General features: G+C 69.8%; 15 protein-coding genes and 1 pseudogene. 2 read left to right on the top strand and 14 right to left on the bottom strand.

The annotated features are described in order from the left end of the window. The first annotated feature begins 31 nt into the window (after positions 1-31). Positions 32-1,420, top strand: coding sequence for an OFA family MFS transporter (locus tag BLU79_RS13195; RefSeq protein ID WP_177000997.1), 1,389 nt, complete (start codon positions 32-34; stop codon positions 1,418-1,420). A 1-nt stretch (position 1,421) separates the two neighbouring features. Beyond that, positions 1,422-2,840 carry an OFA family MFS transporter gene (locus tag BLU79_RS13190; protein ID WP_093905894.1) on the top strand — a complete coding sequence of 473 codons (1,419 nt, stop codon included), beginning with the start codon at positions 1,422-1,424 and terminating at the stop codon, positions 2,838-2,840. A 56-nt stretch (positions 2,841-2,896) separates the two neighbouring features. Here BLU79_RS13190 and BLU79_RS13185 read toward each other — a convergent pair whose 3' ends face one another. The 14 genes and pseudogenes from BLU79_RS13185 to BLU79_RS13120 form a co-directional block, all read right to left on the bottom strand. Continuing rightward, a complete protein-coding gene (locus BLU79_RS13185) occupies positions 2,897-3,874 on the bottom strand; it encodes a caspase family protein (RefSeq protein WP_093905893.1) in 978 nt (325 codons plus the stop codon). A gap of 11 nt (positions 3,875-3,885) precedes the next feature. Beyond that, positions 3,886-4,338 (bottom strand): effector-associated constant component EACC1, encoded by a 453-nt coding sequence (locus BLU79_RS13180; RefSeq protein ID WP_143052496.1) that lies wholly within the window; start codon positions 4,336-4,338, stop codon positions 3,886-3,888. Between the two features lie 210 nt (positions 4,339-4,548). After that, complete coding sequence (locus BLU79_RS13175; RefSeq protein WP_093905891.1) at positions 4,549-5,634, bottom strand: sugar phosphate isomerase/epimerase family protein; 1,086 nt, start codon at positions 5,632-5,634, stop codon at positions 4,549-4,551. 115 nt (positions 5,635-5,749) lie between these two features. Next, positions 5,750-7,204 carry an alkaline phosphatase family protein gene (locus BLU79_RS13170; protein ID WP_093905890.1) on the bottom strand — a complete coding sequence of 485 codons (1,455 nt, stop codon included), beginning with the start codon at positions 7,202-7,204 and terminating at the stop codon, positions 5,750-5,752. Next, a complete protein-coding gene (gene eboE / locus BLU79_RS13165; RefSeq protein WP_093905889.1) occupies positions 7,201-8,370 on the bottom strand; it encodes a metabolite traffic protein EboE in 1,170 nt (389 codons plus the stop codon). The genes BLU79_RS13170 and eboE overlap by 4 nt, the downstream gene beginning before the upstream one ends. A 3-nt stretch (positions 8,371-8,373) precedes the next feature. Further along, positions 8,374-9,357, bottom strand: a complete 984-nt coding sequence (locus BLU79_RS13160) for a TatD family hydrolase (RefSeq protein WP_093905888.1) — start codon at positions 9,355-9,357, stop codon at positions 8,374-8,376. Further along, positions 9,357-10,061 (bottom strand): EboA domain-containing protein, encoded by a 705-nt coding sequence (locus BLU79_RS13155; RefSeq protein WP_177001015.1) that lies wholly within the window; start codon positions 10,059-10,061, stop codon positions 9,357-9,359. Before BLU79_RS13155 ends, BLU79_RS13160 begins: the two co-directional genes overlap by 1 nt. 422 nt (positions 10,062-10,483) lie before the next feature. Beyond that, positions 10,484-11,455, bottom strand: a complete 972-nt coding sequence (locus BLU79_RS13150) for a sugar phosphate isomerase/epimerase family protein (RefSeq protein WP_093905887.1) — start codon at positions 11,453-11,455, stop codon at positions 10,484-10,486. Positions 11,456-11,511: 56 nt separating this feature from the next. Beyond that, a complete protein-coding gene (locus tag BLU79_RS13145; RefSeq protein ID WP_093905886.1) occupies positions 11,512-12,495 on the bottom strand; it encodes an SCO3242 family prenyltransferase in 984 nt (327 codons plus the stop codon). Between the two features lie 425 nt (positions 12,496-12,920). After that, a pseudogene (locus tag BLU79_RS13140) lies at positions 12,921-14,030 on the bottom strand (inositol-3-phosphate synthase); the annotation flags it as partial. A gap of 83 nt (positions 14,031-14,113) precedes the next feature. Continuing rightward, complete coding sequence (locus BLU79_RS13135; protein ID WP_093905885.1) at positions 14,114-17,836, bottom strand: ThuA domain-containing protein; 3,723 nt, start codon at positions 17,834-17,836, stop codon at positions 14,114-14,116. 302 nt (positions 17,837-18,138) lie between these two features. After that, positions 18,139-19,137 carry a sugar phosphate isomerase/epimerase family protein gene (locus BLU79_RS13130; RefSeq protein ID WP_093905884.1) on the bottom strand — a complete coding sequence of 333 codons (999 nt, stop codon included), beginning with the start codon at positions 19,135-19,137 and terminating at the stop codon, positions 18,139-18,141. A gap of 15 nt (positions 19,138-19,152) precedes the next feature. Further along, a complete protein-coding gene (locus tag BLU79_RS13125; protein WP_093905883.1) occupies positions 19,153-20,436 on the bottom strand; it encodes a Gfo/Idh/MocA family protein in 1,284 nt (427 codons plus the stop codon). A gap of 332 nt (positions 20,437-20,768) precedes the next feature. Further along, on the bottom strand, positions 20,769-21,827 hold the full coding sequence (locus tag BLU79_RS13120; protein ID WP_093905882.1) for a substrate-binding domain-containing protein: 1,059 nt from the start codon (positions 21,825-21,827) through the stop codon (positions 20,769-20,771). Between the last annotated feature and the right edge of the window lie 8 nt (positions 21,828-21,835).

Below are 21,835 nucleotides of genomic sequence, written 5' to 3'. Positions count from 1 at the left end.
CAGAACTTTCGACGCAAGGGGTGCAACCAACGTGACTACCACCGACGTTTCACGGGTCGCCGCCTATCGGGAGGTGACCGACAAGAACGGACGCGTCTATCGCGTCGGCGAGTCCGACATCGACATCATGGGCCGCAAACGCAAGTGGATGGTGATCCTGCCCTGGATCGGCATGATGGGCATCTCCTCGGCCGAGTACGCGTTCGCGTCCGCCGAGGACACCCTGCACACGGCGCACAGCTGGGACAGCATGCACATCTTCTGGATGATGACCGTGTGGGTCTTCTTCCAGGCCGCGGTGGCCTTCCCCGCGGGCAAACTGCGTGAGAGCGGAAAACTGCCGGCCCGCTGGGCGATGATGCTCGGCGCGACGGGCACGTTGATGGGTTATCTGTCCCTGGCCTTCGCGCCACATGTCGTCGTCGCCTACATCGGCTTCAGCATGTTCAGCGGCATGGGCGCGGGCATGGTGTACGCCACCTGCGTCAACATGGTGGGCAAGTGGTATCCGGAGCGCAAGGGCGGCAAGACCGGCTTCGTCAACGGCGGTTTCGCCTATGGCTCCGTGCCCTTCGTCTTCCTCTTCACCGGCTACATGGATCTCACCAACTTCCGCTGGGTGCTGGTTTCGGTGGGTATCTTCCTCGCCGGAATCGTCGCGGCCTCCGGCTACTTCTTCAAGGACCCGCCGAAGAACTGGTGGCCCGCAGCGGTCGACCCGCTCAACCCGCCCGCTGACCCGCGCGCGGCACGCTCGCTGCGGATGAACCCGCCGGCGGTCCGCCAGTACTCCCCCAAGGAGGCGTGGAAGACGGGCCGGGTGGCCCTGATGTGGTTCTGTCTGGCGTGCACGTCCGGCGTGAACATCTTCGGTATCGCCTTCCAGGTGGACATCGGCGAGGAGGCGGGATTCGCGGGCGGGATCGTGGCCACGGCCATGTCCCTGAAGGCGATCGTCAACGGCACCGGCCGAGGTGTCATCGGCTGGCTGTCCGACCTGTACGGCCGTAAGCGGTGTCTGCTCGCCGTGTGCGTCATTCTGGGTCTGTCCCAGTACGGCATCCTCTGGTCGGCCGACGCCAAGAACCTTCCCCTGTTCCTGATCTTCTCCTCGATCTCCGGCTTCGGCGGCGGCGCCATCTTCCCGATGTTCGCGGCGCTCACCGCCGACTACTTCGGTGAGAACAACAACGCGTCCAACTACGGCATGGTCTACAGCGCCAAGCTCGTCTCCGGTCTGGGCGCGGGCATGGGTGCCGTGGTCGTCAGTGCCTGGGGACACTCCGGTGCCTTCATCCTGGCCGGCTCCATCTCGCTCTTCGCCGGATGCGTGGCGCTGTTCCTCAGCCCGCCGGGCCGCGACAGGGAAGACGGCCGCATCGTTCCCAACCCACGACCGCTCGGCGAGGACATGGCCTGACATGACGGCAGATCCGTACGCAGCAAGCAGTTCGTCCGCACCGTCCGACGCCGCACACCGTCCCTACCGCGAGGTGACCGACGCGCGAGGCCGCGTCTATCGGGTCGGCGAGACCGACCGCGACATCCTCGGTCACTCCCGCAACCTCATGGTGTATCTCCCGTGGATCGCCATGATGGCCATCAGCGTCTTCGAATACGCGTACGGCTCCGCGGAGGACACCCTGTCCCACGCGCACGGCTGGACGCAGAGCAACACCTTCTGGATCCTCAGCGTCTGGGTGTTCTTCCAGGCCGGCATCGCCTTCCCGGCGGGCTGGCTGCGCGAGAAGGGCATCCTGACGGCCCGCACGGCCATGTACATCGGCTCCGGCATGTGCCTGCTCGGGTTCCTCGCCCTGTCGCACCTGGGCGATGTCTGGCTCGCGATCATCGGCTTCGGCGTCATCGGCGGTATCGGCGCCGGGCTGATCTACGCGACCTGCATCAACATGGTGGGCAAGTGGTTCCCCGAGCGGCGCGGTGCCCGGACCGGGTTCGTCAATGGTGGGTTCGCGTACGGATCACTGCCGTTCATCTTCATCTTCAACTACGGGTTCGACACCGCGAACTACCACCGGGTGCTGGACCTGATCGGCTGCTACATCATGATCGTCGTCTTCGGATGCGCGTTCTTCTTCAAGGACCCGCCGAAGAACTGGTGGCCCGCGGACGTCGACCCGCGGACGTACACGGGCGACCAGAAGAACGCGACGAGCCTGGTCAAGAACCCTCCGGCGGTGAAGCAGTACACGCCCCGGGAGGCCATCAGGACAGGCATGCTGCCCCTGATGTGGCTGTCGGTCGTGCTGACCGCAGGGGTGTCGATCTTCGGCATCTCCTTCCAGGTCGACTACGCCAAGGAGGTGGGCTTCGGCCCGCTGGTCGCGGCGTCGTCGATGGGCGTGATGGCGGTCGTCAACGGCATCGGCCGCGGTGTCGTGGGCTGGCTGTCCGACCGCTGGGGCCGCAAGTCGACCCTGGTGTTCGTGATCGTCGTGCTGGGTCTCGCCCAGTTCGGCGTGATCTGGGCCGGCGACCTCAGGAACGAATGGCTGTTCCTCTTCTTCGCCTTCCTCTCGGGCTTCGGCGGCGGCGCGTTCTACCCGTTGTTCGCAGCACTCACCCCGGACTACTTCGGGGAGAACTACAACGCCACCAACTACGGCCTCGTCTACAGCGGCAAGCTGATCAGCGGCCTGTTCGGCGGCGGTCTCGGCTCCATGGTGGTCGCGGCCTGGGGCTATGACGGCGCCTACGCGCTGGCGGGGGGCGTCTCGATCGTGGCGGCGGCGATCGCGTTGCTGCTGCGCCAGCCTGGGCGCTCCCAGACAGGAGCATCCTCACGCGGTCGACCGCTTGCCGCCGACGCCACCACGTAAGGACGTTTCCAATGCCTGGGGAGGGCCCCGCAGTCGCGGGGCCCTCCCCAGGTGGACTATTCGGCCGGAACCGGCCGGCTCACTTCGGGTAGCCCATGCAGCGCGGCGGTGTCCACGGATATCGCAGCGAAGAGTTCCGCCGCGTGCGCCAAGAGCATGCGCTGATCACCGGGGTCGATCAGGGGATCCTCTCCGAGAGCGGCGACCCTGCGGGCGAACTCCGCGCGAACGCCGAGCCCTTCGAGAGTGCGTCCAGTCCCGAACGCCGGATTGCGCACCAGGGCAAGACTGCCTCGTTGGTCCGTCGTCCGCTGCCGCGGGCGCGGCAGGCAGCCGTTCGATTCCGGGGACGCAGCGCTGGGAGTCGTCGGCAAGGTGACCGAGAGGTGATGGAACACCGTGTGCAGGTCAAGGTACTGGGGCCCGTCCGGGATCCCGTTCCTGAACAGGCGCAGCAGGCTACCCGTGAAGCCGGTGTGACGCTCATCCAGCTCGTAGAGGGCCAAACTGGTGCGCCCTGTAGCGCACAGGACGTGAACGTCGCCCACGCCGGGGTCGTCCAGTGCGCGCCCCGCGAAGCAACAGTCCAATACGACGACTGACTGCTTGGCTCGCAGATAGCGCAGCCGACTGAAGACTGAGCCAACCGGCAGTCCCGTACGGACCGCCTCGGCCTGGTCATCGATCGAACCTGACAGGGCCAGGAACAATTCCTTGCGACTGTCCCGATCGAGGGACGTGTACATGCCGTGGCCGACGTAGTAGAAGAGGACCACGTCCGGCTTCTGGCCCGCGATGCTGTCGAGAGCGCTGAGAACCTCCTCCACACTGCTCGGATCACGCACGGTGATGACGTGTTCCTTGGTGAAGAGACCGTGCGGGCCGCACAGCGCTGCGGCGAGATCCTCGACACTGGTCGATGCCTGAGGGATGTCCGGCAGGTTGCTGGGGGGAGAGTCGTGTTGAGACGTTCCGACCAGTACGACCCATGAATTATCCCTGTCGAGCAGGCGCGTCGGCCACGGCACGCTCATACCACTTCCTCTCACACCTGGCAGTCCGCGATGATCCGCTGCTTGAGAGCCGGGACATCGGCCTGCCGACGCACGGTTTCGGTGATGGTCACACCGTTGGGACACGTGATGGTGACCGTGACCTGCCCTCTTTGCAGTCGCTGGACCAGCCACGTCCCGAAGGTCGACAGCACCGCACCGAAAACAGGGGCCGAGTCCGCCATGACGCTCACCGCCTCCAGCACATACCCCTGAGTTCCAGGAGCGGGCGGGCGGGAGACATGACTGATACTGGCCCGGCTAAGGGTCTCGGTGTCCTTGAACCAACCCTCCAGGCTCCCCGCGTCAGCCGCGACCTCTTTTCCGTCTCCCTCGAAACCGAAGCGCATTTCGGACAAGGTGAACCCCCTGAAGTCAGCAACGAATGACCAGGCCGCTTGGCGCCTTTCCCTCATGACGAATCCGAGCACCGCCTCGATGACCAAGTCCCCATGAATCAGGGGCAGTTGAGCCCTGGTTCGTATGAACTCGGCGGAGGTCCGAGAGTAGCCAACCTGTAGCCGCCTGACCACGGGGCGCGTTTCGCGAAACCAGCTGGCCCGTACACCCGTCGGCAGCAACATCCCGCACGCCACAAGAGGACGGCCGTCGACCAGCACTCTGAACGGCGCTGGACGACGGCCGGGAAAGCCGCGTCAGCAGTCCTTCTCGCGCAGCGAGTGCAGGTGCTCGCTCGAACGGCGGGCGAACGTGAGGGACTCGGTCGGGTTGTCGTGCTCCGCCTGCCAGTGGTGGGCGAATCGCTGGCCGCGGAGTCTGGTGACGGCCGAGATGAACCGCTTGTAGTCGATGTCGCCGTCACCGACGTCGACCATGTCGTAGCCGTACTGGTTGGTCGGGTCGCTCACGCCGTCCTTGACGTGGAAGAGCGGGTAGCGGTGGGGCCGCTTCAGCACGTAGTCCAGCGGGTCGAAGGGGGCCGGTGAGCCGTCGGGCCGCATGGAGAAGCGGAACTGGCCCGAGTACGCCCAGAAGATGTCCATCTCCAGGAAGACGAGGTCGGGGTCGGTCTCGGCGAGCAGCACGTCGTAGAGACGGACCTTGGGGTTGTCGGTGGCGAAAGAGAACTCCTCGGAGTGGTTGTGCTGGTAGAACTTCATGCCGCGCGCCTTCGCCGCCGCGCCGTAGGTGTTGAACTCCTCGGCAGCGCGCTTCCAGGCGTCGACGGTGGAGCCGTAGCGGAACGGCCCGGAAGCGGTGCCTATGTGCTTCAGGCCGAGGGCCTGGGCGTCGTCGAGGACCTTGGTGAGGTTCTGGGCGAAGGTGTAGGCACCCGGGTCGTTGGAGTAGTAGCCGACGTGGCTGCCGATCGGGTTCAGGCCGTGGTTCCGGGCCAGCCGCTTGAGCTGGGCCAGGGTGATCGGGCCGGCCGAGCCCTGGGTGTATCCGGCGAACTCGACCTCGTCATAGCCGTACTTCTCCAGTTCGGCGAAGACGGGGGCGAAGCCGAGTGTGGAGACCTTGTCGCGCAGGCTGTAGAGCTGGATGCCGAGGCGGCCGGGCGGGAGGACGGGGCGGCCACGGCCGGCGCCATGGGAGGCGGTGCCGGTGGCGGACGCGGTTCCGGTGGCGGACGCGGTTCCGGTGGCGGCGCTCGCGGGGGTGGCTGCGGCTGCTGCGCCCAGCAGGGCGGTGGCCGTGGTGCCCGCCGCCACGCCGAGCATGCCTCGTCTGGTGAGGCGGTGGGTGAGTTCGGGATCCGTCTGCGAAAAGCGGCTCATGCCTGGAACTCCTCGAGGTCGAAGGCCGTTGTCAGTGGTGAGTGCTTCACTTGTGACCAGTCGGAAGAGACGGGTCGGTGGGACCGGCGAGGTGCTGCGTGCCGGTCGTGACCGGTCAGCCGAGACCGGCGAGTTGGAGCAGGAGTGACTTCACATCGGTGGCCGCGACGCGGTCGCCGACAGCGCGGGGGGTGGAGCAGATGAGGAGCGGACCTTCGTCGTCGCTCGCGGGAAGGCGGCCATGGCTGCCGCGAATAGGTGACGGATCCAGGGGCACGACCGCCATGCGATAGCGCATGCCGAGTTTCTTGCGGGCAAGCGCGGTCGCGGCCTTGACCTTGACGTAGGGGTCGAGGAGATCCATGAAGAGTTCGACCGGGTCGTAGCCGGGTTTGCGATGGATCTCGACGAGTCGCGCGAAGTCGGGCGCGTGGGCGTCGTCAAGCCAGTAGTAGTACGTGAACCAGGCGTCCGGCTCCGCGATGGCGACCAGTTCGCCGGAGCGCGGATGGTCGAGATGATGGGCCTTCTTGCCCTCGTCGTCGAGGAGTTGCTCAATGCCGGGCAGACCGTCCAGCGCGGCCCGGGTCGCGTCGAGGTCCTCCGGCCGACGTACGTAGACGTGGGCGAGCTGATGGTCGGCGACCGCGAAGGCACGTGACGCCATCGGGTCGAGGTACTCCATGCCGTCCTGGGTGTGCACCTCCAGCAGGCCTGCCCGCCGCAGGGCGCGGTTGATGTCGATGGGCCGGTTCACGCGGGTGATGCCGTACTCCGACAGCGCGACAACGGTACGGCCCTCGGCGCGCGCTTCGTCCAGGAGCGGGGCCATGGCGGCGTCCAAGTCGGCGGCTGCCTGCCGGGATCGTGGATCGTCGGGGCCGAAGCGCTGCAAGTCGTAGTCGAGATGAGGGAGGTAGCAGAGCGTCAGATCGGGATGGCGGGTGCGGATGATGTGCCGGGTCGCGTCGATGATCCAGCGGCTGGAGACGAGGTCCGCGCCGGGTCCCCAGAAGTGGAAGAGCGGGAAGGTGCCGAGTTTCTCGGTGAGTTCGTCGTGCAGGGCGGGCGGCCGGGTGTAGCAGTCGGGTTCCTTGCGGCCGTCGGAGTAGTAGATCGGACGGGGGGTGACGGTGATGTCGGTGTCTGCGCCCATGGCGTACCACCAGCAGATATTCGCGACCGTGTAGCCGGGGTGGGCGCGGCGCGCGGCGTCCCAGAGTTTGTCGCCGGCGACCAGTCCGTTGTGCTGGCGCCACAGGAGTACGTCACCCAGGTCGCGGAAGTACCAGCCATTGCCGACGATGCCGTGCTCCGACGGGTGGGTGCCGGTGAGGAAGGTGGACTGGGCAGCGCAGGTGACCGCGGGCAGGACGGTGCCGAGGGGCGCGTGGGAGCCGGACAGGGCGAGCGTCTTGAGGTGGGGCATGTGGTCGAGGAGACGGGGGGTGAGTCCGACGACATCGAGGACGAGGAGAGGGGTGGGGCGGCTCGCGACGGTGGCGTCCGATCGCGGCGCCGGGCGGGTGGCCGGGACTGCTGGGAGCGCCGGGTCCGGTGGTTCGGTCATGGCAGCTCCTTCAGGCCGAGGTCGGTCAACAGGTCGCGGACGAGGGTGAGTTCGGCGGCGATGCCGTCGGCGAGCTGACTGCGGGCGCGGGGTCGCAGTTCGGCCGGGAGGGCCTGCCAGGTGTAGGTCTCGACCTCGAGGTGCCGGGTGAGCGGGCTGGGGCCGCCGACGAGCCGCGTCAGTGCCGCCTTGAGGACGGGGATCGTGGAGGTGAGGGGCGCGGTGGGAGCCGCGTGGAGCGGGACGTGGAAGTGGGCGCGCCATGGAGAGGCATCGGGCAGGGCGTCGCCCTTGAGTGCCTCGTCCAGGTCGTCGGTGCCGCGCAGACCGGCGGCAGTGGCGGTGCGGGTCTGGTGCAGGAAGCGGGGTTCGTCGAAGGCGGCGAGGGCCTCGCGGACTTCGGGGAGGTGAGGGTGTTCGGCGTGCAGGGCGGCTGAGAGCTGGGATTTGACGACTGGGACGCGGGCTTCGATGAGCGCGTCCAGGGCGGTGTGCGGATCTTCGAAGGAGGTGGCGAGGTGACAGGTGTCGACGCAGATGCCGATGCGGTCGTGGCCGATCGCGGTGAGCGGGGCGATGGCGTCAGCGGTGGTCTCGACGATGCAGCCGGGCTCGGGTTCGAGTCCGACGCGGATGTCTCGGCCGGTCAACTCCCGGAGTGCGTCGAGGCGTTGGGCGAGGGCGAGGAGCGCGATTCGGGCGGTCTCGGCCCGGTGGTCGTCGTAGCCGGTGCGCCAGGCGAGGGGCAGAGTGGAGATGCTGCCCTGGGTGACGTCGTCGGGGAGGAGGCCGGCGAGGACACGTGCCAGGGCGGTGGTGTGGTCGAGGCGTTCGGGGTCGGACCAGTCCGGCTTGTAGACGCGGTACTTGACCTGTTCGGCGCCGAAGCCCTCATAGGGGAAGCCGTTCAGCGTGACGACCTCGAGGCCGCGCCGGTCGAGTTCCGTGCCCAGACCGCGCAGGGCGGACGGGTCGGAGACGAGGGCGTGCGCGGCATCCTTGGCGAGCCACAGGCCGATGCCGAGACGGTCGCGGCCGAGCCGCCGGCGGACGGGTTCGCAGTGGTCCCGGAGTTGGGCGAGGACGCCGTCGAGGGTCTCGGCCGGGTGGACGTTGGTGCAATAGGCGAGGTGGACCGTGGAGCCGTCGGGGTGGCGGAAGCGCATCGCTCACGCTCCCGAGGCCGGGGCGGGGGTCGGGTCGGGTCGCTCTCTCGATGGGCCGATCGGTCCTCCGGAGTCCTTCGGAGCGTCCGCGGATTCCCGGGGGTGGTCTTTCGGATCGTCCGCCGATTCCTGGGAGCCCTTCGGAGCGCCCCGGAGAATGGAGTTGCCCTCGTGGGTCGCCTGCGGAGTCGAGACATCAAGGGTGAGGCGGCCACTGAGCCCGTAGAAGGCGGCGGGGTTGCGCCACAGCACCCGGTCGACGTCGTCCTCATCGAAGCCCTCGGCCAGCATCAGGTCGGCGACCTTGCGCGTCTTCAGGGGGTCGCTCCTGCCCCAGTCGGCGGCGGAGTTGACCAGCACCTGCTCGGGCCCGTACTCGCGGAGGATGGCGACCATCCGCTCCTCGTCCATCTTGGTGTCGGGATATACGGAGAAGCCGAGCCAGCAGCCGCTGTCCTTGGCCTCCTTGACCGTCGTCTCGTTGAGGTGGTCGACGAGGACACGGTCCGGGGACAGTGCGGACTCGCGGACGACGTCGAGGGTGCGGCGCAGGCCGGCCAGCTTGTCGCGGTGCGGGGTGTGGACCAGCGCGGGCAGTTCGTGGTCGGCGGCGAGCTGGAGTTGGGCGGCGAGGGCGGTGTCCTCGGCGGGGGTCATCGAGTCATAGCCGATCTCGCCGACGGCGACGACCTGGTCCTTGACGAGATACCGGGGCAGTTCGTCGAGGACGGGGACGCAGCGGGGGTCGTTCGCCTCCTTGGGATTGAGGGCGAGCGTGCAGTGGTGGGCGATGCCGTACTGGGCGGCGCGGAAGGGCTCCCAGCCGAGGAGCGAGTCGAAGTAGTCGAGGAAGGAGGCGGGAGAGGTGCGGGGCTGGCCGAGCCAGAAGGAGGGCTCGACGACGGCGCGGACACCGGCGGCGTACATGGCCTCGTAGTCGTCGGTGGTGCGCGACGTCATGTGGATGTGGGGGTCGAAGAGGCGCATCAGGACTCCTTGCCGTCGGTGCCGCGGGTACCGCGCGGGGCGGCGGGTGCGGGTGGGGTGGCCGTGGGGTCGGTCAGGGTCAGGACGCGGTGCAGGTCTTCGGGTACGGGGCGGCCCGCGGCGGAGCGTTCGGCGGCGTAGTCGCCGAGCATGCGGGCGAGTTCGGCGTCGCGGTGGGCGCGGCGGTCGAGGTCGGCCACCACATCGACGGACACACCGGTGAACAGGCACTTCAGGACGGCGTGGCGCCACTGGTGGGGGTCGAGATGGCGGGCGGCGTAGGGGCCGACGGCGGCGGCGAGGAGCCGGGTGTCGTTGGTGCGCAGGGCGTCCTCGACCAGTGGGAGGGCTTCGTGGCCGGGAACCAGGTGGGGCAGTGCCTGCACGACGGCACGGCGTTCAGCGGTGGTGCCCTGAAAGTAGACCCGGGTGAGGGCGTCCACGTCGGCACGGGCCGCGTGCAGGATGAGGACGCGAGCGGCGTCGGCGTGATCGGGGCCGCAGCGCCGTCCGGCCTCGGCGATGCGCAGCTCCCAGACGGAGATGGGCCCGTGAGAGCCGGGATTCGCGGCGGCCTCGTCGAGGGCGCGGTGCAGCCAGGCGCGGGCGGCGGAGCCGAGGTGGGCGGTGATGTGGGCGCGCACGTCGGCGGGTGGGGTGAGGGCGAGGGATTGCGGGGTGCCTCGGGTCTCCGGCGGGTGCAGGACATCGGCCAGGTCATCGGGGCCCGTTCCGCTTTCGGCACCCGCTCGGGTGTCCGAGCCGGCTCTTCGTTGGGCGTCCGCCCGGGTGTCCAAGCCAGGTCTGCCTTCGGCACCGGCTCGGCTCTCGGCACCCGCTCGGGTGTCCGAGCCGGCTCTTCGTTGGGCGTCCGCCCGGGTGTCCAAGCCAGGTCTGCCTTCGGCACCGGCTCGGCTCTCGGCACCCGCTCTGACTTCGGCGTCGGCTCTGCCTTCGGCACCCGCTCTACCCTCGGCATCCACTCTGCCCTCGGCATCCACTCTGCCTTCGGCATCCGCTCTACCCTCGGCGTCGCCGCGGCTCTCCGTGCCCGCTCTGCCTTCGGCTCCTGCTCGGTGCTGGTGGGTGTCCGCTGCCGGGGTCGCCGGGCTGGTGCGGGGGTGGGTCATGAGGTGCTCCCTTCGGGGGTGGCGGAGGGATCGCCATGAAGTGGGACTGGGACAGGGATCGGTGATCGGGTGGCCGTGGCCTCGGCGCTGCGGAGGAACGGGAGGGACAGTTCGGCGAAGTGCGGGCCCGCGTGGGAGTGGCGGGGCAGTTCGACCACGGTCAGGCCTTGGTAGCCGGTGGCGGCGAGGGCTGCGAGCACGGGTGGGAAGTCGATCTCGCCGTCACCGAAGGGGAGGTGTTCATGGATGCCGCGGCGCATGTCCTCGATCTGGACGTGGCGCAGCCAGGGGCCGACGGCGCGGACGCAGTCGGCGGGAGAGAGGGGTTCGAGGCACTGGCAGTGGCCGATGTCGAGGGTGAGGCCGAGGTGCTCGGGGTCGCCGAGGGCGCGGCGGAGTCGGTGGAAGTCGGCGAGGGTGGCGAGGAGATGGCCCGGTTCGGGTTCGACGGCAAGGGGGACGTCGGCGGCGGTGGCGGCGTCCAGGACCGGGGTGAGGGCCTCGGCGAGACGGTCCCAGGCTGTGTCCGGATTGGTGCCCGCGGGCGTGATGCCGCTGAAGCAGTGGACGGCGTGAGCACCGAGGTCGGCGGCCACCCGGACGGCACGGATCAGCAGGTCGACGCGGCGTGCGCGGTCGTCGGGATCGGGGTCCAGCAGGGAGGGGCCGTGCTTGCGGCGTGGGTCGAGCACATAGCGGGCGCCCGTCTCCACGGTGACGCCCAGGCCGAGCGCGTCCAGGCGCTGTGCGAGGCGGCGGGTGCGGGCCGCGAGGTCCGGGGCGAGGGGGTCGAGGTGCATGTGGTCGAGCGTCAGGCCGACGCCGTCATAGCCGAGGTCCGCGAGCAGGGCGAGGGCGTCGTCGATGCGGAGGTCGGCGAGGCCGTTGGTGCCGTAGCCGAAGCGGAGGGGGGTGCGGGCAGAGGCTGGTTCGCCGGGATCCCGCGCCGGATGGGGAAGGGAGCTCACGTGACTGCGAGGAGAGGCCGGTTCGCCAGGATCTCGCGTCGGGTCGGGTCGAGGGCTCATGTGACGCTCACCTTCTTCGCGTACTTCCGTCCGATCGGGGCGAGCGCGGCGATGGCCACGGCGGTGAGCCCGGATCCTGCGCGAGCCGCGAGCGCGGCCTGGAGTGGGATGGTGGCGCGGATGCCGCCACCGACGGCTCGCTGGGTCAGAGGCGGTGAGGGGTTGAGCGCGGCGTGGGTGTAGGGGCGGCCGGCCGTGGCGGCGTAGGCGGTGGCCAGGGCGGTGCGCAGGGCCCCGTCGAGGGCGAGCCCGACCCGGTCGTGCGCGTGCCTGCGGCGTCCGGCGCCGATTCCCATGCCGGTCGCAGTGGCGGTGGTGGTGGCGGTGACGATGCCGACCTGGGCGCCCGTCGACGCGGCTCGCTTCGTGCCGTGCGCGACGCGTGCCACGAGCCGGGTGAGGACGGCCGTCGCTGCCAGGGCGGCCAGGGGCGGCAGGGAGGTGCCGCCCTGGGTCTCCCTGCGGGAGACGGTCGTCACGGCGAGGGTGTGGGTGCCGAGGAGGGCGGCGGAGGGCAGTGCCTTGTGCGGACGGCCGGCGGTGGCGGCGCCGAGGAGATGGTCGAGGCCGCGAGCGGCGGCCATGGCCACGGGGCCGGCGGGTGTGTGCTTCAGGCTGAGGTCGTACGCCCAGACGGTGGCGGCCAGGGGTGCGGCCACCGCCAGGGCGGGTCGGCCGGCCCCGGCTGCCAGGCCGAGCCCGGCGGCGGTCAGGGCGCAGGCCGCGGTGAAGGCGGAGGACGGCCGGATGCGGCCGGAGGGCAGGGGGCGGTGGGGGCGTTCGGCGGCGTCCTCCGCGCGGTCCGCCCAGTCGTTGAGAGCCATGCCGGCCTCGTAGAGGCAGAGGGAGGAGCCGATGGCGAGCAGGGTGCGGGGGTTGGGTCGGCCGCCGGCAGCAACGGCACCGCTCAGGGCGTCGCCGGGGACGGTGAACAGGGCGGGGAGCCGGAGCAGTTCGGCCCACGCACGGCTACGGCTCACGGCCGCTCCCCCGGAACGGGCTCGCGCGGATCGACGCCCCGCGCGGCGGCCTTCTCAGTGAGGTCGCGCGGATCGACGCCCTGCGCGGCAGCCTCCTCGGCAGACTCGCGCGTCTCAGCGCCCCCTACCGCAACCTGCTCAGCCGACCCACGCAACTCAGCGCCCCCTACCGCAGCTACCTCAACCGACCCACGCAGGTCAACGCCCCGGGCAGCCACCTCCTCAACCGACCCGCGCTGACCGGCCCCCCGGGCGAAAGCAACCCCGGCAGACTCGTGATGACCGGCACCCCGAGCGCCAGCCTCCCCACCAGACTCACGATCACCGGCACCCCAGGCGCCAGCCTCCCCCCGCCCCCGAACCCTGTCCGCCCCGCCCCTAGCCACAGCCCCCCGAGCCACCTCACTCGCGCCCGCCCGCCGGAACCGCTCCCCCAGCCCCGTCAACGCCGCGTACTGCTCTCCCAGGCTCGCCGACCCGTCCCCCACCGGATCCTTGAAGTAGAAGCCGAGTTCGGCGAGCGGACCGGACAGGCCGACCTCGTGGGCCCGGAGGGTCAGGCGGGCCAGGTCCAGTACCAGGGGTGCTGCGAGGGCCGAGTCGCAGCCCTGCCAGATGGTCTGGAGGATCATGCGGGTGCCGAGGAAGCCGTCGAAGGCGATGTGGTCCCAGGCGGTCTTCCAGTCGCCGAGGGCGGGGACGTCGTCGATGTGCACCTCGCCCTCGGGGACGGTGCCGAGGGTGTCGGCGAGGACGCGTTCCTTGCCGGCGTTCTTCGCCGCGGCGGCGGCCGGGTCGGCGAGGGCCGCGCCGTCGCCTCCTCCCAGCAGGTTCGTTCCGGACCAGGCCCGGACCGAAAGCGCCCGCTGCGCGAACATCGGGCCCAGCACGGCCCGCAGCAGGGTCTGTCCGGTCTTGCCGTCCCGGCCGGCGTACGGCAGGCCGCTGCGCTCGGCCTCGCGGGCGGCGACGGGGTGGTGCATGCCCTCGGAGGGGGTGAAGTTGACGTAGGAACAGCCCGCGCGCAGGGCCGCCAGGGCATACAGGGTGCTGGCCGGCAGCGGGGCGCCGGGCCGCGCGGACGCGGGTTCCGTGGAGGCGACGTTCACGACGACCGCCCGCTTCAGCTCATGACGATGCACGAAGTCGCGTATGTCGTCGGCGAAGGCAGTGATCAGTTCGGTCTCGCTCCTGGTGTCCCCCGGGGTGGGGCCGCCCGGCCTGATCTCCCGGTCGGCGGCGGCGAGTTCGGCGGCGACGGCGGTGGCGATGCCCGGTGGGAGGACGCCGCCTGCGGTCAGGGTCTCGGCGCGTTTGGGCAGGGGGCAGTCGAGGGTGTCGTGGCCGCCGAAGACGAGGTCGGACAGAGCGGGCAGGCCGCTGTCGGTGAACGCCGGGGTCTCGGTCACCATGCCGGTGGGCGGGTGCAGTCCCGCGGTGACGGCGGCGCACCCCGTGACGACGGTGGTGGCGACGGAACCTCGGGCTCCGATCAGCCACACCCCCACACGCGGTCGGGAGAGGGACGCGGACATGGGCAGCCTCCTGGTCGTGCGCGAACCCGTGGGGAGGGGAGGAGACGGCGGGCGGGGGTCCGGCGTCCCCCGCCCGCCGCCGTTCAGTTACCCGTGACGGGCAGTTCCTTCAACTGGATGTTGCGGAAGGAGACCTGGTCGTCGGCGCCATGGTTCTGGAGGCCGATGTAGCCGTCGGTCAGGCTCCGCTCGGGGTCCTTGTTGGTGAAGTCGTTGATCTTGACTCCGTTGAGGAACACCTGGAGGCGCTCGCCCTGGACCTTGATCTCGTAGGAGTTCCACTGGCCAGGCGGCCGCAGAACCTGGTCACGGGCCTTGATGTTCGCCGACTTGAACGAGTAGACGGAGCCCGTGGTGCGTTCGGGCGCGTCCGTGGCGTCGATCTGGATCTCGTAGCCCTTGTTCACCGCGGACCAGGGGTCGTCGGAGGCGGGGAAGCCCACGAAGATCCCGGAGTTGTCGTCGCCCTGCATCTTCCAGTCGAGCTTGAGCGAGTACGACTTCAGCTCCTTGGCCTGGTACCAGAGCAGGCCCATGCCGCCCTCGGTCTCCAGGGCGCCGTCCTTGACGTTGAACTTGCCGGGGCCGGCCTGCTTCCAGCCCTCCAGGGTCTGGCCGTTGAAGATCTTCCGGTAGTCCTTGCTCGGCTTGCAGTCCGCCTTCACCTGGCCGGTGGCGTACTGGAGGCCGCCGAGGAGATGGGCCCGGAAGGCATCTTCGGCGTAGGACTCCTTGGTGTGGCCGCCGCCCGTGTAGAAGGACCGGCCGCCGCCGTAGCTCTGGCACCAGGCGATCGGGTGGTCGCCCTTCATGGTGCCGCCCTGGTAGGTGGTCTCGTCCAGGGTGGCGAGGACCTTGGCCTGCTCACGCGGGTTGGTGCGGTAGTTGTACCACTCGTCGGTGCGCTCCCAGGCGTCGCCCAGGTGCGCGGTCGACGGGTGGTCGTGGTCCTCGACGCGGACCGTGGCCTTCTGGATGGCCGGGTGCGAGTCGAAGTAGGCGCCGACGAGACCGCCGTAGAACGCCCAGTCGTACTCGGTGTCGGCCGCGGCGTGGATACCCATGTAACCGCCGCCGCCCGCCACGTAGTCCTCGAACGCCTTCTGCTGATCGGCGTTCAGCACATCACCGGTGGTGGACAGGAACGCCACCGCGTCGTACTTGGCGAGGTTGGTCGTGGTGAACTGCCGGGCCTCCTCGGTCGCGTCGACCGTGATGCCGGCCGGGGCGCCGAGCTCCTTCAGGGCCGCGATGCCGGCCGGGATGGAGTCGTGCCGGAAACCGGCGGTCTTGGAGAAGACCAGGACCTTCTTGCCGCCCTTGAACGGCTCCTTGGAGAACTCGAAGTCGTCCACGTCGTACAGCGCGCCCTCGCCGCCCTTGAAGACCAGGTAGATCTCCGTGGTGCCCTTGGGCAGTGCCCGCAGCGGCACGTCGACGTTCTGGAAGGTCTCCCAGCTGCCGGTCGGCGGGATGTAGGCCGAGCCATGGAGCGGCCCGTCGGGCGAACCGGTACGCAGCTCGATGAAGCCGCCCGCGCCGCCGGAGGAGGCCCGCACGGTCATCTTCTTCTGTCCGTCGAACCGGTAGGGGGTGAAGGCGATCCAATCGCCGTCGTCGATGTTGCCGACGGTCTTGCCGCCGTTGGCGCCGGTCTTGTCGATCACCGACACACCCGACTGGGTGGTGAAGTGCTCGCCCTGTCGGTGCAGCGGCTGGAGCACGGCACGGCCGGTGCCGGTCAGGGCCTCCTGGCCGTTCGCCCCGCCGTCGGTGTAGCCGGCACCGACGACGCCGTAGATGTTGGCGTTGGGGTCGTGGCCGCCGTCACCGGCGGGCGGTGTCAGGGTGCCCTCGCAGCCCATCTCGCTGGTCAGCTCGTGGGCGTGGGAGTCGTGGCCGAGGCTGTAGGCGACCTTGACCTTGGAGCAGTCGATCGTCTCCTCGGGGTCGGTGACGGTCACCTTGAACGGGACGGGCTTGCCGAACTCGGCCATGGCGCCGTTGCCCGGGATGTCGATCCGCACCTTGGGCTCGGTGTTGCCGACCACGATCCGGGTGCTGGCGTTGCCGGTGTTGCCCTCGGGGTCCTTGGCGGTGAAGGTGGCGGTGTAGGTGCCGACCTTCTTGTACTTGTGGGTGGGGTTGAGGCCCTCGCCCTTGGTGCCGTCGCCGAAGTCCCAGCTGTAGGTGAGGTCCGGGGAGTCGGCGTCCTTGGCGGAGCCGGTGAACTTGACGTTCAGGCCGGCCGCGCCGGAGGTCTTGTCGGCGCTCACCTCGGCGATCGGGGAGAAGCCGTCCTCGGCGTTCTCGATCCGGTACAGCGCGGAGTGCTCGTCGCCCTGGAACCAGGAGATGCCGTAGTCGAGGACGTAGAGCGCGCCGTCGGGGCCGAACTCCATGTCCATGATCTGGGTGCCGGTCCACGGGAAGTCGTTGATCTTCGCGACGGAGCCGTCCTCGTTCTGCTCGATCCGCTTGATCCAGCGGCGGCCGAACTCACCCGCGAAGAAGTCGCCGTCGTAGGCCTCGGGGAACTTCACCTTGGAGTCGAGGTCGGGGTCGTAGCGGTAGACGGGACCGGCCATCGGGGACTCGGAGCCGGTGCCGAACTCGGGCACGGAGGCACCGTCGTACGGGATCCAGGCGGCCTGCGCGGGCGGCAGGTCGGTGAGGCCCGTGTTGTACGGCGAGGTGTTCTTCGGGGCGGCGCAGTCGAACTTCTCGCCGGAGGTGCCGGTGGCGAAGTCGTAGTCGAGGTAGGCGTCGTTGTTGCCGGTGCAGAACGGCCAGCCGAAGTTGGCGGCCTTCGTGACCTTGGCGAACTCGACCTGTCCGGCCGGGCCCCGGGTGGGGCTGGCGGCGCCGGCGTCGGGGCCGTAGTCGCCGACGTACACGATGCCGGTCTTGTCGTCGACGCTCATCCGGAACGGGTTGCGGAAGCCCATCGCGTAGATCTCGGGACGGGTCTTGTCCGTGCCCGGGGCGAAGAGGTTGCCCTCCGGGACGGTGTACGAGCCGTCCTCGGCGACCTTGATCCGGAGGATCTTACCGCGCAGGTCGTTGGTGTTGCCGGAGCTGCGGCGGGCGTCGAAGGCGGGGTTGCGGCCCTCGCGGTCGTCGATCGGGGTGTAGCCGTCGGAGGCGAAGGGGTTGGTGTCGTCGCCGGTCGACAGGTACAGGTTGCCGGCCGCGTCGAAGTCGATGTCGCCGCCGACGTGGCAGCAGGTCCCGCGGGAGGCCGCGACGTCGATGACCTTCTTCTCGCTGGCCGTGTTCAGCGTGCCGTTGGCGTTCAGGACGAAGCGGGAGAGGCGGTTGACGCCGTCGAACTTCGCGAACTCCGCGGCGGTGCCGCTCTCCGGGGCGTCGCCCGCGGGGGTGTCGAGCGGTGGGGCGTAGTAGAGGTAGATCGCCCGGTTGTTGGCGAAGTCCGGGTCGATGCCGACGCCCTGGAGGCCCTCCTCGTCGTGGCTGTAGACGTCGATCTTGCCGGCGACCTTGGTGACACCGCCCTGATCGGTGAGGCGCAGCGTGCCGTCGCGCGAGGTGTGCAGCACACTGCGGTTCGGGAGCACGGCGAGCGACATGGGCTCGCCCATCTCGGGTTCGCCCTTGGCGAGCGGCACCTGCTGGAACTGCCCCTCTGCGGCGGCCGGTTCGTCGTGTTCCGGGTGACCGGGGTGGGCGCCGGCGACGGTGGCCGGGGCGCCCACTGCGAGGAGCAGGCCGGTGAACAGGGCGACGGCGGTGCGAAGTCTGGGGCGCCTGGGGGTGCGGGTGCTTCTGAGTCTGGTTCTGTGCACGAAGTCCCTCCGGGAACGGGTGGGCCGTACGGGGTGGGTGCGAAGACGTGCGGTGCGGGCGCCGGGGTGCGCCGTCACCCCGGAGGTGGTCGTGCCGTGAACATTTCCCTGTGTCCTGAACGCTTCTGTGTGTGTCCTGAACACTTCAGGGACGGTAACCGCGTCCGTCCGGGGCGAACACCCCTTGCGTCAGGATCGGTTGAACTTTTTCCCAGCACAGGACAAAGCGGGATCCGCGCAGGTCGGAGGGGGGACCGGCGGTGCATCCGGGCCCCGTCCCCGACCAGCGCCGGGTGCGTGGTTCAGCTGTTGAACGCGGCGTCGAAGGACGCGCTGGGCGGCTCGAAGTCGAAGGCCTTCAGCCGGGTCAGTGCCTCGGGGGCGCCCTGGAGCCGGTCCATGCCGGCGTCCTCCCACTCCACGGAGATCGGACCCGTGTAGTCGATGGATCGCAGCATGCGGAAGACGTCCTCCCAGGGGACGTCACCGTGCCCGGCCGACACGAAGTCCCAGCCCCGGCGCGGGTCACCCCACGGCAGATGGGAGCCGAGGCGGCCGTTGCGGCCGTCCAGGCGCTTGCGGGCCTCCTTGCAGTCGACGTGGTAGATGCGGTCGCGGAAGTCCCACAGGAAGCCGACGGGATCGAGGTCCTGCCACACGAAGTGCGACGGGTCGAAGTTCAGGCCGAAGGCGGGGCGGCCCCCCACCGCCTCCAGAGCCCGCCAGGTGGTCCAGTAGTCGTAGGCGATCTCGCTGGGATGGACCTCGTGCGCGAACCGCACGCCCTCCTCGTCGAAGACGTCCAGGATCGGGTTCCAGCGCTCGGCGAAGTCCTCGTAGCCGCGTTCGATCATCGACTCGGGCGCGGGCGGGAACATGGCGACCAGGTGCCAGATGGCGGAGCCGGTGAAGCCGATCACCGTGTCGACGCCGAAGGCGGCGGCGGCCCGCGCGGTGTCCTTCATACGGGCCGCGGCGCGCTGCCGGACCCCCTCCGCCTCTCCGTCGCCCCACACCTCGCCCGGCAGGATGGCCTGGTGGCGTTCGTCGATGATGGCGTCGCAGACCGCCTGGCCGACGAGGTGGTTGGAGATGGCCCAGCACTTGAGGCCGTACTTGTCGAGCAGCGCCTTCCTGGAGTCGATGTACGACGGGTCCGCGAGGGCCTTGTCGACCTCGAAGTGGTCGCCCCAGCAGGCGAGTTCGAGACCGTCGTAGCCGAAGTCGCGAGCGAGCCGGCAGACCTCCTCCAGCGGCAGATCGGCCCACTGGCCGGTGAACAGCGTGAACGTACGCGGCATCGCGCGTCAGCCTCCTCAGACCGCTATCGGGGTGTAGACGGAGTTCTTCTCGGCGCTCTCCTCCACCGCCGCGAGCACGCGCTGCACCTGCAGCCCGTCGGCGAAGGAGGGTGCGGGCCGGCGGCCCTGCGCGATGGCGTGGACCAGGTCGCGGGCCTGGTGGACGAAGGTGTGCTCGTAGCCGAGGCCGTGGCCCGGCGGCCACCAGGCGTCCAGGTAGGGGTGGTCGGGTTCGGTGACGAGGATGCGGCGGAAGCCGGCGTGGGCTCCGGGTTCGGTTCCGTCGTGGTAGCTGAGCTCGTTGAGCCGCTCCAGGTCGAAGGCGATCGAGCCGTGCGATCCGTTGAGTTCCAGGCGCAGGGCGTTCTTGCGGCCGGTGGCGAAGCGGGTGGCCTCGAAGGAGGCGAGGGCGCCGGACGGGAAGCGGCCGGTGAACAGGGCGGCGTCGTCGACGGTGACCTGTCCGGTGGCACCCTCCGCCGACACGGCGGAAAGGCCCTTCACGGCTCCGCCGGGCAGCGGGCGTTCCTTGACGAAGGTCTCCGTCAGGGCGGACACCCCCGTGAGCTGCTCGCCCGCCAGGTACTGCGCGAGGTCGATGATGTGCGCCCCCAGGTCGCCGAGCGCGCCCGAGCCGGCCAGCTCCTTGCGCAGCCGCCAGGTGAGCGGGAACTCCGGGTCCACGAGCCAGTCCTGAAGGTACGTCACCCGCACATGCCGCAGGGTGCCGAGTCGGCCCTCGGCGACCATGCTGCGGGCCAGCGCGCTGGCCGGGACGCGGCGGTAGTTGAAGCCGACCATCGCCACCTGGCCGTTGCTGTACGCCGTTTCGGCCGCCACCGCCATCGCCTCGGCTTCCTCGACGCTGTTCGCGAGGGGCTTCTCGCACAGGACGTGCTTGCCCGCGGCCAGCGCGGCGAGCGCGATCTCGGCGTGGCTGTCGCCCGGGGTGCAGATGTCGACGAGGTCGATGTCGTCCCGCTCGATCAGGGCACGCCAGTCGGTCTCCGCCGTCGCCCAGCCGTGCCGGTCGGCCGCCGCGCGCACGGCCGCCGCGTCCCGCCCGCAGATCGCGGCCAGGGCCGGGGTGCGGGGCAGGTCGAAGACGCGGCCCGCGGTGCGCCAGCCCTGGGAGTGCGCGGCGCCCATGAAGGCGTAGCCGACCATGCCGACGCGCAGGGGTGGCTTGTCCGCCGCCGTGCCGGGCCGGGACACGTCGACCCCGGCCTCGGCGGCGGGGCCGGTCACGCCCACGCCTGCCTCCGCCTCGGCCTCGTCGGGCTGCTGCGGCTGTCCCATGCGATGGTCCTCCTCGTCGTCGTGCCGCGGTGGGGGGTTGGGGGCATCTTGCAGACCTCGCCAGCGGTGGCCACGGCCCGCATCACGGCATCAGCCGGCGCTACGGGGTCGACCCGACCCGCGGCACCGGCCGGCTGACGCCACGGCGTCAGCCAGTACCGAAGTCAGTTCCGAAGCCTGGTCCCGTACGGCGATCCCGTCCCGTACGGCGATCCCGTCCCGTACCGGCGATCCGTCCCGCCCGGAGCTACCGCACCCCGGGTCGGCTCGATCCGCAGAACGCTCCCGGCCCTGCCCGACGAACCCCTCGTCCCCGTCGGGCAGGGTGCGCCTCACTTGAAGCCGGTGGACATGTACTGGTCGATGTTCGTCTTGTCGACGACCGCCGAGTAGAGCGTGATCGAGGCCGGGATCTCGAACTCGGCCATGCCGCCGACGCCCTTGCCCTGGCCCAGCGCACGGGCCAGGTCGATGGCGGACGCGGCCATCGTCGGCGGGTACAGAACGGTGGCCTTGAGGACGCCGTCGTCCTGCTTGATGGCCTGGAACGCGGACAGCGCACCCGCGCCGCCGACCATCAGGAAGTCGTCACGCCCCGCCTGCTCGATGGCGCGCAGGGCGCCCACGCCCTGGTCGTCGTCGTGGTTCCACAGGGCGTCGAACTTCGACTGCGCCTGTAGGAGTTGGGCCATCTTGGCCTGCCCGGACTCGACCGTGAACTCGGCCGCCTGACGGGCCACCTTCTTGATGTTGGGGTAGTTCTTCAGGGCGGCGTCGAAGCCCTCGGTGCGCTGCTTGGTCAGCTCCAGGTTGTCCAGGCCCGCCAGTTCGATGACCGTGGCGTCGGCCTTGTCCTTGAGCTTCTCGCCGATGTAGTGCCCGGCGTTGAGCCCCATGCCGTAGTTGTCGCCGCCGATCCAGCAGCGGTACGCCTGCGGGGTGTTGAAGATCCGGTCGAGGTTGATGACCGGGATGCCGGCCCGCATCGCCTTCAGGCCGACCTGGGTGAGCGCCTTGCCGTCGGCGGGCAGCACCACCAGCACGTCGACCTTCTTGTTGATCAGCGTCTCTATCTGGCCGATCTGGGCGGCGGTGTCGTTGGAACCCTCGGTGATCTCCAACGTCACGTCGGAGTACTTCTTCGCCCGGCTCTTGGCGTTGTCGTTGATCGCGTTGAGCCAGCCGTGGTCGGCCTGCGGTCCGGCGAAGCCGATGGTGACCTGCTTGCCGGGCTTGTCGTCGGCGGCCGGCTGGTCGTTCGCGGCCGGCTCGTCGTCGGACTCGTTGCTCGTGCACCCCACGAGGAGGGCACCGGCACCTACGGCGGCGGTCCCGAAGAGCAGCCCTCTGCGACTGGTGAAGCGACTCGTGAAGTCGGTCGGCTCTGGCATGGCGGTGA

Source organism: Streptomyces sp. cf386 (assembly GCF_900103585.1).
GTDB lineage: Bacteria > Actinomycetota > Actinomycetes > Streptomycetales > Streptomycetaceae > Streptomyces.
The sequence above is the reverse complement of the archived record's forward strand: the minus strand, read 5'-3'. Positions and strand labels throughout refer to the sequence as shown.

What these genes read in the sequence shown, in the direction of transcription:
- BLU79_RS13185 (WP_093905893.1), bottom strand. Translation starts at nt 3,874, where the DNA reads ATGAGCGTGCCGTGGCCGACGCGCCTGCTCGACAGGGATAATTCATGG.
- BLU79_RS13130 (WP_093905884.1), bottom strand. Translation starts at nt 19,137, where the DNA reads ATGCCGCGTACGTTCACGCTGTTCACCGGCCAGTGGGCCGATCTGCCG.
- eboE (WP_093905889.1), bottom strand. Translation starts at nt 8,370, where the DNA reads ATGCGCTTCCGCCACCCCGACGGCTCCACGGTCCACCTCGCCTATTGC.
- BLU79_RS13170 (WP_093905890.1), bottom strand. Translation starts at nt 7,204, where the DNA reads ATGACCGAACCACCGGACCCGGCGCTCCCAGCAGTCCCGGCCACCCGC.
- BLU79_RS13160 (WP_093905888.1), bottom strand. Translation starts at nt 9,357, where the DNA reads ATGCGCCTCTTCGACCCCCACATCCACATGACGTCGCGCACCACCGAC.
- BLU79_RS13190 (WP_093905894.1), top strand. Translation starts at nt 1,422, where the DNA reads ATGACGGCAGATCCGTACGCAGCAAGCAGTTCGTCCGCACCGTCCGAC.
- BLU79_RS13120 (WP_093905882.1), bottom strand. Translation starts at nt 21,827, where the DNA reads ATGCCAGAGCCGACCGACTTCACGAGTCGCTTCACCAGTCGCAGAGGG.
- BLU79_RS13175 (WP_093905891.1), bottom strand. Translation starts at nt 5,634, where the DNA reads ATGAGCCGCTTTTCGCAGACGGATCCCGAACTCACCCACCGCCTCACC.
- BLU79_RS13125 (WP_093905883.1), bottom strand. Translation starts at nt 20,436, where the DNA reads ATGGGACAGCCGCAGCAGCCCGACGAGGCCGAGGCGGAGGCAGGCGTG.